The 13,683-nt window shown below is 32.6% G+C and carries 12 protein-coding genes; 5 read left to right on the top strand and 7 right to left on the bottom strand.

Annotated elements, in window-relative coordinates; all coding sequences use genetic code 11:
* Positions 1-13 precede the first annotated feature (13 nt).
* From fabF to rprY, 4 genes are all read left to right on the top strand, one after another.
* Positions 14-1,267 (top strand): beta-ketoacyl-ACP synthase II, encoded by a 1,254-nt coding sequence (gene fabF / locus ACT3CE_RS13780; RefSeq protein WP_444710348.1) that lies wholly within the window; start codon positions 14-16, stop codon positions 1,265-1,267.
* Between the two features lie 3 nt (positions 1,268-1,270).
* Complete coding sequence (gene rnc, locus ACT3CE_RS13775; RefSeq protein ID WP_444710347.1) at positions 1,271-2,011, top strand: ribonuclease III; 741 nt, start codon at positions 1,271-1,273, stop codon at positions 2,009-2,011.
* A gap of 392 nt (positions 2,012-2,403) precedes the next feature.
* Positions 2,404-3,912, top strand: a complete 1,509-nt coding sequence (locus tag ACT3CE_RS13770; RefSeq protein ID WP_444710346.1) for a sensor histidine kinase — start codon at positions 2,404-2,406, stop codon at positions 3,910-3,912.
* Positions 3,913-3,916: 4 nt separating this feature from the next.
* A complete protein-coding gene (rprY, locus tag ACT3CE_RS13765) occupies positions 3,917-4,603 on the top strand; it encodes a response regulator transcription factor RprY (protein WP_320117329.1) in 687 nt (228 codons plus the stop codon).
* A gap of 261 nt (positions 4,604-4,864) precedes the next feature.
* Here rprY and lepA read toward each other — a convergent pair whose 3' ends face one another.
* Positions 4,865-6,652: a translation elongation factor 4 gene (gene lepA, locus ACT3CE_RS13760; RefSeq protein WP_444710345.1), complete on the bottom strand. Its 1,788-nt coding sequence runs from the start codon at positions 6,650-6,652 to the stop codon at positions 4,865-4,867.
* 826 nt (positions 6,653-7,478) lie between these two features.
* On the opposite strand from lepA, the gene ACT3CE_RS13755 reads away from it, so the two are divergent.
* Entirely contained in the window at positions 7,479-8,198 is a 720-nt protein-coding gene (locus ACT3CE_RS13755) for a DUF6261 family protein (RefSeq protein WP_444710344.1), read from the top strand.
* 603 nt (positions 8,199-8,801) lie between these two features.
* On the opposite strand, the gene ACT3CE_RS13750 is transcribed toward ACT3CE_RS13755, so the two are convergent.
* The 6 genes from ACT3CE_RS13750 to ACT3CE_RS13725 form a co-directional block, all read right to left on the bottom strand.
* The gene (locus ACT3CE_RS13750) at positions 8,802-10,742 is read right to left on the bottom strand and encodes a carboxypeptidase-like regulatory domain-containing protein (RefSeq protein ID WP_444710343.1); all 1,941 of its coding nucleotides are present in this window, start codon (positions 10,740-10,742) and stop codon (positions 8,802-8,804) included.
* Between the two features lie 466 nt (positions 10,743-11,208).
* Positions 11,209-11,583 (bottom strand): hypothetical protein, encoded by a 375-nt coding sequence (locus ACT3CE_RS13745; RefSeq protein WP_444710342.1) that lies wholly within the window; start codon positions 11,581-11,583, stop codon positions 11,209-11,211.
* Positions 11,580-12,368, bottom strand: a complete 789-nt coding sequence (locus ACT3CE_RS13740) for a lysostaphin resistance A-like protein (protein WP_444710341.1) — start codon at positions 12,366-12,368, stop codon at positions 11,580-11,582. Before ACT3CE_RS13740 ends, ACT3CE_RS13745 begins: the two co-directional genes overlap by 4 nt.
* A gap of 59 nt (positions 12,369-12,427) precedes the next feature.
* Positions 12,428-12,601 (bottom strand): bacteriocin, encoded by a 174-nt coding sequence (locus ACT3CE_RS13735; RefSeq protein ID WP_444710340.1) that lies wholly within the window; start codon positions 12,599-12,601, stop codon positions 12,428-12,430.
* A 223-nt stretch (positions 12,602-12,824) separates the two neighbouring features.
* Entirely contained in the window at positions 12,825-13,187 is a 363-nt protein-coding gene (locus ACT3CE_RS13730; protein ID WP_444710339.1) for a CPBP family glutamic-type intramembrane protease, read from the bottom strand.
* Positions 13,188-13,193: 6 nt separating this feature from the next.
* On the bottom strand, positions 13,194-13,649 hold the full coding sequence (locus ACT3CE_RS13725) for a CPBP family glutamic-type intramembrane protease (RefSeq protein WP_444710338.1): 456 nt from the start codon (positions 13,647-13,649) through the stop codon (positions 13,194-13,196).
* Positions 13,650-13,683 lie beyond the last annotated feature (34 nt).

The following is a 13,683-nucleotide window of genomic DNA, read 5'->3' as shown; positions in this document are numbered from 1 at the left end:
CAGAACCTTTTTTATGGAATTTAGAAGAGTAGTGGTAACTGGTCTTGGAACAATTAATCCAATTGGTAATAATATTGCCGAATATTGGGAGAATTTGAAGAACGGAGTCAGTGGTTCAGATATGATCACTCATTTTGATGCTTCTAAGTTCAAGACTCGGTTCGCCTGCGAAGTTAAAAATTTCGATCCAAAAGATCATTTTGATCGTAAAGAAGCACGCAAACTTGATTTGTATGCTCAGTATGCTTTAGTTGCTGTTAAAGAAGCTATGGCAGATTCAAATCTTGATCTTGAGGCGGAAGATTTAACAAAAGCCGGAGTAATCTGGGGTTCTGGTATCGGTGGTATTAAGACTTTCTTAGATGAAGTTACAGGATATGCAAACGGGGATGGAACTCCTCGTTTCTCTCCATTTTTCATCCCTAAGATGATTTCTGATATTGCTGCCGGCCATATTTCAATGAAATATGGATTCCAGGGACCAAACTACGGTACAGTTTCTGCATGCGCTTCCTCTTCTCACGCTATGATTGACGCCTTAAACTACATACGTTTAGGAAAAGCAGACCTCTTTATTACTGGAGGTTCTGAAGCGGCAATTAATGAAGCAGGATTAGGTGGATTTAGCTCAATGCAGGCAATTTCTTCAAACAATGATGAGTGTAAAACTGCATCTCGTCCTTTCTGCAAAACTCGCGACGGTTTCGTTATGGGTGAAGGCGGTGGATGTTTGATTCTAGAAGAATACGAACATGCAAAAGCACGAGGAGCAAAAATTTATGCTGAACTTGTTGGTGGAGGAATGTCTGGTGATGCTTACCACATAACAGCAACTCATCCTGAAGGTAGAGGAGCTATTAACGCCATGAAAATGGCATTAAGCGATGCGAACATATCTCCTGAGGAAATCGATTATGTGAACGTTCATGGAACTTCAACTCCTGTTGGAGACATTCCAGAAACGAGAGCTTTAAAAACGGTTTTCGGAGAACATGTGTACGAAATGAACATTAGTTCGACCAAATCAATGACTGGACACTTATTAGGTGCTGCTGGTTCTGTTGAAGCAATTGCTTGTATTCTTGCAATGAACAACGAATTAGTTCCTCCTACTATTAATCATAGAGAGAAAGATCCGGAAATTGATGAGAAACTAAATCTCACACTTCACAAAGCTCAAAAGCGCGAAATCAGAGCTGCTTTGAGTAATACTTTTGGTTTTGGCGGACACAATGCATCCGTAATTTTCAAATCATTCACCAAATAATTTGTGATTAAGTCTATTTATCAATCCATAAAACTTTTTTTCTTTCCTGAAAGGGAGTTTTATGGATTGTTATATGATTTTTTAGGGTTTTACCCCAATAAACCCGATTTGTATGAATTAGCTTTCATACACAAATCTGCTACCATACAAAAAGATGGTTACGGCATGAATAACGAACGCCTGGAATATCTTGGCGACGCTATTTTAGGTGCTATTATTGCAGATATCCTTTATAAATTTTTCCCAAATAAAGATGAAGGATTTCTTACTCAAATAAGATCTAAAATTGTAAGTAGAGAATCTCTAAATAAGCTGGCCATAAAAATTGGACTAGACAAACAGGTAATCTCAAATGTGAATATGAATAATAATAAACACATTTATGGAGATGCTTTTGAAGCTTTAATTGGAGCAATTTATTTAGATCAGGGATACCAAAACACCCGAATTTTTATTGAAGATCGTATTTTCAAAAAACACATCAACATAGAAGAAGTAGTTACGGTTGAAACCAATTTTAAAAGCAAACTAATTGAGTGGGCACAAAAAAACAAAAAAGATGTTTTTTTCGACACTCAGGAAGATGGCTTAGACAAAATATTGCGTTTGCCTGTATTTATTTCGGAAGTTGAAGTCGAAGAAGTAAAAATGGGTAAAGGAATTGGAACCTCCAAAAAAGAAGCTCAGCAAAAAGCCGCCTGCGAAGCCTTAAAAAGAATCAACCAAAAAGAGATGGCATCTTAATCTTTCAATTTTCTCGTATAAATTCTGTTTTTAATGTTCTTCTCAAAGAACACATATCAACACGCACATATATTAACAAAAGGCATAAAAAAAAGGACGGTAACCACAACCGCCCTTTCATCTAACTATTAACCAAAATTTTTAATCAAGGAGATTGTTCCTTATAGATTCATTCTCCAAGGACAAATATAGTATCAAATTATAAATTTCAAAGCCGTTTTAAGTGAAATTTTACTCAAATGATCTATTTTTAGCTTAATTATATCGAATCCGAATTTATAAAGTCATTCTATCACAAATCATTTATTATCTAATCAATAGAAATAAACACTCTTTTGTTAAAGATTGTTAAGTAGTAATTGTCGGTACATGATTTTTTTATCTTTGTAAATATGAATCAGAAGTATATTTGGCTTGTTACAATAGTTTTGTGCCTATCCTTGTTTGGACTAATACTGGTGCAGATAAATTATTTTCAATCGGCCTCTAAAATAAAAGAAGAGCAATTTGCCCTTACCGTTAGTAAAGCACTCGATCAGGTTGTTTCTAAACTGGAACACGACGAAGAAACTCAAATCATTCTTAAGGGAGATATTGAATCCTACTCAAATGCATCGGGTCAGCAAACTATTATTTCAAAAAAATCTGAAGTAATTTTTAATATTCCTATGGATACTAAGCACGATAAAGCAACAGTAAGTATCTCATCGGAAAATAAAAAAATAAGTATCGCTGAGGGATACCTTAATAAGGGTGGACTATCGGCCGTAAATAAAAAACTACACGAGAAATATAAAAAAAGCTTATCGGGTAGCAATTACAGATCGGGCCTTTTACCTGGCAAACTAAAACAGGAAAATTTAAAGATAACCGAACGAATTGACATGCAATTACTCCCTAAGCTGATAAAAGAAAAACTTAAGGATAATGGCATAAAATTAAAATTTGAATACGCCGTAAAATCCAACTCATCAAAAGTTGAACAACGATCTCGAAATTATTACCAAAATCCTTCGATAGAAAAATTTAGCAAACAACTTTTTCCTAACGACTTATTTTTCAGTTCAAATCTGCTTTACATTTATTTTCCAGGGCAAAAGAAATACATGGTACAATCTTACTCCATGCTTTTTCCTTCTTTTATTTTAACTCTGGTTTTAATTCTTTGCAGCGCATTTACAATTTTCATCATTTTTCGTCAGAAAAAATTATCAAAAATTAAGAATGACTTTATCAATAATATGACCCATGAGTTTAAAACTCCGATCTCAACCATTTCGTTGGCTTCGCAAATGTTAAAGGATAATACAGTAACAACAACTGCATCAACCATCGATCATATTGCAAAAATTATTAACGATGAGAGCAAAAGATTAACCTATCAGGTGGAGAAAGTACTGCAAATGGCTGTTTTTAACGAAGACCGAATGAGATTGAAGTTAAAACCCATTAATGTTCATAAAATAATTCAGAATTTATTACCTAACTTTACAATTAGAGTAGAAGACAAAAATGGTAATATGTACAACAATCTCGATGCCAACGATGATTTAATAATGGCCGATGAAGTGCATATTAGCAATGTAATTTCCAATTTACTTGATAACGCAATAAAATACAGCAAAGATAATCCTGAAATTAGTATTAGTACTCGCAACAAAAACAAAGGAATTGTTATTGCCATTACCGATAACGGAATTGGAATCTCAAAAGAAGATCAGAAAATGGTATTCGAGAGATTTTTTAGGGTACACACCGGAAATGTCCATAATGTTAAAGGATTTGGACTAGGTTTATCTTATGTGAATAAAGTTGTTGATGCCCATCATGGAGAAGTACAGGTTGACAGTATTCTCGATAAGGGATCGAAATTTGAAGTATATCTTCCATTAAAAAAATAAACGCATGGAACAAGTTAGAATTTTATTAGCCGAAGATGATGCAAATCTAGGCCTTTTGCTTAAAGAATATTTAATAGCTAAAAATTACAACACTACGCTTTGCGAAGATGGTGATAAAGCTTATGATGAATTCTTAAAGAACCCTTACGATCTGTGTATTTTTGATATTATGATGCCTCATCGCGATGGATTTACTCTGGCAAAAGATATTCGATTAATAAACAGCGAAATTCCTATTATCTTTTTAACAGCTAAATCGATGAAAGAAGATGTTTTAGAAGGATTTAAGCTGGGGGCCGACGATTATATGACCAAACCATTTAGCATGGAAGAACTACTGGTTAGAATTGAAGCTGTGCTAAGAAGAACTTCGGGAGTAAAATCTGAAAATACTCAGGAAGAATTTAAATTAGGACATTTACTTTTCGATGCAAAAAAACAATTTTTGCAGGATGGTGAAAAAACAATTAAGCTGACTACCAAAGAGTCTGAACTTCTAAAACTTTTGTGTAACAATGTAAACAAAGTATTAGAACGTAATCTGGCTTTAAAAACAATATGGTCGGATGATAATTATTTTAATGCCCGAAGCATGGATGTTTACATTACCAAACTTCGTAAACACCTAAAAGCAGAACCTAGCATCGAAATTATTAATGTTCATGGTAAAGGATATAAGCTAATTATGTAAGAACATAATTCAAAAAACAACAACAAACTAAAAGGTGCTGCTCAATTTGGGCAGCATTTTTTTTATGCCTGATATAATTCTATTTGCTTCCTTTTGTTTCCCTTTCTTTCCATTAACTTGTGCACACAGCACTTCCTAAATCTCTCCAAAAAAATGAGTAAGTTAAAAAATAGCTATAAAAAAAGCTGCCCGAAAAATCGAACAGCTTCTATATATTATTTTAATGCAGACAGAATCTATAAAAACGATCTGATTACATATTTAATCTAATTTAAGAACCGCTAGGAAAGCCTTCTGTGGTACTTCAACATTACCAACCTGTTTCATACGTTTCTTTCCTTTTTTCTGCTTCTCAAGCAATTTACGCTTACGCGTGATATCACCACCATAACATTTTGCGGTTACATCTTTACGAACTGCCTTAACTGTTTCACGAGAAATAATTTTCGCTCCAATTGCTCCCTGAATGGCAATATCGAACTGCTGACGAGGAATTAAATCTTTCAATTTCTCACACATGCGTCGTCCGAACGATTGTGCATTATCGAAGTGAATTAAGGTAGAAAGAGCATCAACACCTTCTCCATTCAACAGAATATCCAGTTTAACCAATTTAGCCGGACGGAAACCAATCTGGAAATAATCGAAAGAAGCATATCCTTTTGAGATACTCTTTAGCTTATCGTAAAAATCGAATACAATTTCACCTAGTGGCATCTCGTAAGTCAACTCTACCCTATCGCTGGTTAAATATTGCTGATTGGTCATAACGCCACGCTTGCTCATGCAAAGGTTCATTAAAGGACCAATAAATTCTGATTTAGAAATAATTTGAGCACGAATGTAAGGCTCCTCAATAAAATCCAATGCATTAGGATCCGGCATATCCGAAGGATTGTGCATTTCGAATTCTTCACCTTTATTGGTATGTGCAATGTACGAAACGTTAGGAACGGTTGTAATCACATTCATATCGAACTCACGATCTAAACGCTCCTGAATAATTTCCATGTGTAATAAACCAAGAAATCCACAACGAAAACCAAAACCAAGTGCCATCGACGATTCCGGCTCAAAAGTAAGAGAAGCATCATTCAGCTTCAATTTTTCCATTGCCGCACGCAAGTCTTCATAATCTTCCGAAACAATAGGATAAACTCCGGCAAATACCATAGGTTTTACCTCTTCAAATCCATCAATACCTTCTTCACAGGGTCTATCTCTATGGGTAACCGTATCTCCTACTTTTACCTCGGTAGAAGTTTTAATACCTGAAATAATATATCCTACATCTCCGGTTTTTAGCACATCTCGAGGTTCCTGTATTAATCGCAATACTCCAATTTCATCAGCCTGATATTCTTTATCTGTATTTACAAATTTTACAGTATCGCCTTTCTTAATTTCCCCGCTCATTACGCGGATATAAGCAATAATTCCTCGAAAAGAATTAAACTCCGAATCAAAAATCAAGGCCTGAAGTGGTGCATCAGCTTCTCCTTCAGGAGCTGGAACACGATCAACAATGGCTTCTAAAATATCAGGAACACCTTCGCCGGTTTTTCCACTGGCGGCTAAAATATCATCAATATCGCATCCCAAAAGGTCTACAATTTGGTCTTTTACATCTTCAGGATTCGCATTTGGCAAATCGATCTTATTTAATACCGGAATAATTTCCAGATCATTCTCAATAGCCAAATACAAATTTGAAATTGTTTGTGCCTGAATTCCCTGTGTAGCATCTACAATTAGCAAAGCACCTTCGCAGGCAGCAATGGAACGTGAAACCTCGTAAGAGAAGTCGACATGACCAGGAGTGTCAATCAGGTTTAAGGTATATTTTTCACCATCGCGCATGTAATCCATTTGTATGGCATGACTCTTAATGGTAATTCCACGCTCACGTTCCAAATCCATATCATCGAGTACCTGAGCTTGTTTCTCACGATCGGTAATGGTATTGGTTACGTCTAACAAACGGTCGGCCAAGGTTGATTTACCATGGTCGATATGAGCTATAATGCAAAAATTTCGAATATTCTTCATACTATCAATTACGAATTACAAAATCAATTACAAATCTTCAAATCAATTACGAATTATTTATAGTTCGTAATCTGTAATTTACTAATTCGTAATTGGATTCGCAAAGATATTCAAATCCTTTGAATAAATGGAATCTGTAAATGAATCTAGCGTAAATAATAAGAAACTTTTGTATAAAAAGTACAAAATTAAAAATAGTCCAATTCAATCGTTAAGGTAAATCTACTGCAAGCAAGAACTAAAATTTTACTTTTTGAATTGCTCCATTGGTTCTCCTAACTATCAATTCAACATGTAAAATTGCTAGTCCCGAACTCCAGGGCAGTGATTTTACACGTAAAATTGCCTCCTTGGTTCTCCGGAATGCCAATTTAAAATGCAAAATTGTACGATCCGTAAATCGGTATTCTCAAATTCAAGCGTAGAATTGCTCTCTTGGTTCTCTGGTCAACCTAATCAACACGCAGAATTACTACTCCCGAACTCCAGGGCTGAGATTTTACACGTAAAATTACCTTATTGGTTGTCCGGGCAACTTATTTAAAACATAAAATTACAATTCATCTATAACATAATTATAAATCCAGATTCTTGAAAGGCCAATATAGTTACACAACAAATTTAGATTGATTATGAATAGTTTTAGATCTCTCTATTTTCAACACAACTCACGCTTACAATCATAACTCTTTGATAATCTGATGTTATTTTTAACCATTATCTATTGTGGAATTATTTCTTTATTCATAACTTCATGTAAGTGTTAAATAACTAATTGCTAGATCTTAAATTTTAAAGTATGTTCAATTCTATTAAATTTCACAAGATGCATTTGGCAGACTATCTTTTATTAGGTTCCAAAACATCGAACATTTTGGGTAAATACGACGAAACAGAACTTCAGTTAATCAAGCCAAAAACCAAGGTAAATGTTACCGTAAATAATTTGGAAGATAATATGAAGATCTCCCAAAGTAGTATGCGTACCAGCGAACTAGCAGCCAAAGATCACAGAAGAGACGACGGCTGGAAATGTTTCATGTACCTGGTAATTTCTCAATCGTACAAAGAAGATGATGAGATACGTACCAATGCCGAAAAATTATTAAGTATTGTTCGCTCACCTGAAATGCGCATTTACGATATGGGTTATCAGGATCAGACTGCCAATATGATTAATTTTTTTAATAAAATTGATTCCAGTGAAGAGCTAAAAGCTGCCATTACAGCCATTGGCGCCGATAATCATTATGCTTTCCTGAAAACTTCTCAGCAAGATTTTATTGACAAGGAAGAAGAGAAAATCAAAGAAGAGGCCGAAAAGCCAAATGCAGAAGGGGTAAAAGCCGCTAAAGAAGTACGCAAGGCCATTGAAGCATTAGATCGCTTTTTAATGGTAATGAAAGAAATGACCGATAAAACAGAATACGACGATATTGCTGCTGAAATTAACGAGGTAATTAAAGACATTAACTCACGAATTGCAGCACGAATAACCAGACAAGAAAACTCTAAAGAGGAAGAAGAAGCTTCAATGCAAGAATAATCATTTTGTTTTCGTTTTAAGTTTAGGAAGGATGCCTTGGGTGGGTGTCCTTCCTTTTTTACCTTAATTCGAACCAAAATTACTCCTTCAGCAACTATTTTAATATCGCACCCATCGCAGATAGTGCGAGCGTATTTTGGGGGCTTAAAAATACACAGTTCTTATTTTCACCATAATTAATGACTCCTCGTAAGTTTTGAGTTTATTGAGCTAGAACAGCTCCTATTTTTCCTCCAATCTCAAAAACTATAATACCAACTATTGCCATTAAAATTAATACGTACTTAAGTTGCTTTTTTGTTAATTCAATTTTCATAGTAATTTAAATTTATTATACAATTAAGTCCTTTCGTGTGGCAGCTACATACCCACAATAATTCTTGCCAAAATTTATTTGTATTTGAATCGAGAAAATGCAGCACTCCATTCAATTAAGCTAAAACTCACATAATAAAACATTCGGAGTTCTTGAATATGTAATTTCTGTTTGTAATTTCTTAAAATTTAGATACAGATAGCTAAAATAATTAATTCTTACGTTTTTAACAAAAAATTAATTAAATAATTAATACAATAAACCACACGAAAGGATTCGTGCGGCAGTTAGAAAGCAAAACGAATTCCTGCTTTAAAGTAAAAATCTTTGGTATCGAAACTAGTTGTAGTGGTTTGCACTCCATTTTCGAAATATTGAATTGAAGAATCCTTTAAAGAAATATCTGTTGTTTTACGAGTTAAAAAGAATCCTGATTTTTCTTTTATAAATAATCGGTCTCTATCATTGATATCCACCCGATATCCCCCGGTAATAAACAAAGAATAAAATTGATAAATTCGTGTTTTCAAACCCAAATCAAACGAAATCCCTTGCTTTTTCTTTCCTACAAAAAAAGCCACCTTATCTGCCCTTATTTTCTTTCCGCCAGTTTTAAAATCCGACTCCGATTTAAAATCACCAATATGCTGACCATTATTTGAAAAATAATAGTTCATTCCTGCAACAAGTAGCAATTGATTCCCCCTATTGATTAGAGGTGTTTCATAAGCGAAACCTATTGAATTAAGACTAGCAAAATTCTTGCTAATTGATTCCTGCATCTCAAAATTCACATCCCAATGAGGGTTTAACTTATAGCCCATTTTCATTCCAAAAGTATAAAAGGGATCTGAGCTACTCATTGACTTATCGAATATCTGATATTCTGTTGGAGAAAATTGAATACTCGCATTGTTAATTTTATCATTTGATTTAAATTCAAAACTAAGATCAAAATACATTTTGGTAATCACTTGAACCATTTTTTTTCGAAATTGATAACCTTTTGGCAACTGATGCTTTTTATGTAGTATTTTTTGAGCTTTACCAGGGCTATATTCTATTAATTTATTTAGTGAGCTATCTGCAATAATTATATTTTCTTCCTTCCAATTAGAATCCTTAATATCATTTGCAGTCACATAAAATACATCTCTATATTCTGTTTGCTCCGGAAAAGGAATTGGTTTTACATTCTCTATTTGTATATCAGTACCAAGAAATTCGTTGAATTGAATTAATTCAGATTTTGTTTTTTTATTATAAAACTTCTCTTCATCAGAAATATATGAAAGAAAGTATTTACCCTTCCAGTTTCTGTATTTTGTTATTAGTTTTCTTTGCTTCACTCGCAAAGCATTTAATACAAGTTCACTGTTTCTTTTTTCGAAACCATAATCAGAATATTCACATTCGCAATACAAATAAGCTAATGAGTTAATATCTAAATAAAACTCCCCTTGATATGATACCTTAGCATTTACTTTAGGTTTAAAATTTATTCTATATACAGCTTGACCATCTAAAACATCTTTATAAATACTATAATCATAGTTTTTAAAATTATTGGGAGATAAATAATTTGCCCTAATTTTTACATCATCGTAATTTATAGGCATGTGAACTCCTCCATACCACATTACAGAGCTGTAATCCTGATATAACGGATGTTTATTCATTCGACTTTTGTCAATTTTAACTTGCCCTTTTAAAGATTTAGTATATGAAGTTTTAAATACATCAAGAATTGCCTCTCCAAAATATAAATATTCATTATTTTCCGACGAATAATATGCTTCCCTATAAAAACCTTTCATTCTTGTATCAAAATCAGGGTAATTGTCTTTAATTTTTCCATAAGCACGACGAAGCAAGGCAAGCAGCGTATCCTTAGGCATAACCAATACTTCTGCCAAATCACAAGTATCTTTTTGTAAACTAATCTGTATTGGAGAATGTATTTTATCTATAGCCAATTCCTGCATTTGATAACCAATACATGAAATACACAATTTACCGGATTGTAGGTGTTGTGGAATTTTAATGGAGAACTTCCCATCTCGATTTGAAATGCTTCCTATGTAAGAATCTTTTACGAAAATTGAACTCCCGGGTATTGGTTTTCTATCCTGATCCAACACATTCCCTTTAATATTTATTTGTCCAGATATTTCACCAGAACAAAAAAATAAAAAACTAAAAAGACAACTTAAAATAACTTTATTCATTAAAAACAATTATAATTAGAAAAGCTAGAGCCTTTTAAATAAATGAAAATTGCTAATTTTTATTTATTTCTCAGGATCTTTACTCAAAAGTTTTACAAGTACACCTACAATGAATAAAACATTCGCTGCCATTCACCACTGCACAAATTCTTTCCTGTGGTAGCTACATACCCACTATAATTCCTTCCAAAATTTATTTGTATTCGAATCGAAAAAATGCAGCACTCCATTCAATTAAGCTAAAACTCACATAATAAAACATTCGGAGTTCCTAAATATGTAATTTCTGTTTGTAATTTCTTAAAATTTAGATACAGATAGCTAAAATAATTAATTCTTATATTATTAACAAAAAATTAATTAATACAATAAACTACACGAAAGGATTCGTGTGGCAGTTAGGGGTTAAAAATTAATTCAACCCATTTACACACTTTTCAGGATAGTGTCGGAAAACACCTTCTTTTTACTCAGGACATCTTTCTAATAAAATATTAATCTCAGAATGTAATGAGAATCTGCCAAGGTCATAATTTGTACTTACTACATCTGCCTTAGCCAAAAATCTACAAGCTTTAAGAAATACATCTTTTGCCTCGTATTTTTTGTTTTCTGCCAACAAAATTTCACCTTCCTCTTTTAGTAAAATTGCATAAGCTTGTAGTTTCTGTTCACTTTGCTCTAACTCTAAATCGATATCTTCGAAATAGGTATTATAAGCTTCATTTACTTGCTCCATAGCCTGAACGTATTGTCCACACTCTTTCATTTGAACAATTTTAGCAACACCCCTACTTAAATCCTCTAACAATCTCTCTATAAAATCTTTGGATTGTATCATGCTATTTCTTTTAACTCAGTAAGCTTTACTTTATGAATTAATTTTTTCATTAAATAACCCAATAAAGCCAACGATACTAAAATAATATAGATTGAATAATCACCATAAATATCAGAAACGCTAGTAATTTGATTACTACCCAATTTAAAATGAACATACGAAGTGAAAAGTCCCGTTAAATTGGCAACTGAATGTAAAATAATGGTAACACCAATACTTCTGGTTTTGTAATAAATCCATCCAAAGAAAAAGCCTAGTGGTATAGCTCCAATTAACTGATGTGGATAAATATGTAGTAAACCAAATATTATTGCTGAACTTATTATTGCTTTTTGAGGCGAATATGTATTTAACAAACCTTTTAAAATATAATTCCTAAATATAATTTCTTCGAAGAATGGAGCAAGAATAACAGGTCCAATGAAAGCTATTACTGATACAAATGGAGAAACATTCTGGCTTGCTGGATAAAATATAAAGGTTAAAAACTTTGAACATGGACTATAAAATCCAACTTGAAATAAAACTACCACTATTAATGATAAGGGTAATATAAAAAGTTTACTCAATTTAAAATCATAAGAGAACCCCCTTCTTCTATTAATAATATGAAAAATACCTATCCCGCTAAGAACTCCTGGAGCAATCATAAAATTAATCAATTCCTCAAAAGGTAAATGCTTTAAATATTGATTTGAAATAAATACAAAAGGAAATAAACAAATAAAAAAGATTATTACTAAAAATATCGATTGCTTAATTGTACTAGGAAAAAAATTTTTCATGTCTAAATATATTAATAGCAAATGCGCAAGCTTTGACTAAGCTTGCACATTAATTTTTATTAAAGTTGATTAGCAACCCATGCTACACCTCTTTCAACTGCGACTACTGCATTTGCAGCTGCACATGCAAGTCCTACAAAAGGATTTGTAGTTGCTTTGTCACTCCATACCCAATCCCAGTATTCCATTCCACCATTAATTGCTTTCAATTCTTTTTCATTTAAATCTTTCATTTTCACAAAATTTTAAATTGTTAATAATTCATTTAATTTTGTGCAGGCTTTATAGCTAAGTCCGATTAACAGCAATAGTTTTTGCGAACACTTCTGTTTTTCGGGCTTTTTTTATTGTAACCTACACTTTTTTGTATTTGTATTGGCCAATTCTAAATACGACTATAAAGATAATCGCAAACAGTCCAGTTAACTTGGACTTTACAATATTTTTAACTAAAAATTAATTAATACAATAACACGAAAGGATTCGTGCGGCAGCTAGAGGGTAAGAATGAGATAATGCGAATAATAGTGAAGAAATAAGCAATGCATATACAAATTGTTTTGTTTTGTTCTTAATTATTGTTTGGCAAATAGATATTATTGTTGTTTGAAAAACAATCGTTTCCCACAAAGGTAAAACGATAACTGTAAGAATTAATGATGGAATTAGTCCTATATTATCCAAAACATTAATCATTTCATTATCAAATTGAATATTACGAAAAATGAATAAAACATTTGGCAAAAATATTAACCCCAATAATACAATAAACAGCCAAACAACATTCGACCTATTCAGAAAAACAGTTAATCTCTTCATAAATTTTTACAATACTAATGCTATAAAGTTGTGAATCCCATGAATACTTACTACTAAAAAAAAACCATATTTCTTATAAAAAGCAAAGTAAGTTGCAATGGATAAAATTACTCCAGCTATTATTGCATAAGCCGTATAAAAACCACTACTATCATGAATAAATCCGAAAATAATTGAAGATAGCAAAACATAGGGTACTAAGTTGAATTTTGGCCTTTGTATAAATTTTCGTACTAATTTTAAAACTAAGTATTGAAAGCAGAAAGTCTCAATTATAGGATCAATAGTAATAACCGTTATAATTGTTATCCAATAGCCTAATTCCCTAAATGATCGATCAACTCCTGAATTAATAAAATACTCAGATGGTAGCATAATAACTACCATATCTAATATAAAAAAAAATAACAGAAAAAAACCAACATACATAATTGGTTTTGCACGAAGTAAAAAACTCACCATATTAGTTCATAATGTTACAGCCAATTCATTTTAT

The organism is Marinifilum sp. RC60d5 (genome assembly GCF_052400665.1).
GTDB lineage: Bacteria > Bacteroidota > Bacteroidia > Bacteroidales > Marinifilaceae > JBQTGK01.
Note: the sequence above shows the minus strand (reverse complement) of the source record. Positions and strands in the feature narration are given on the sequence as shown.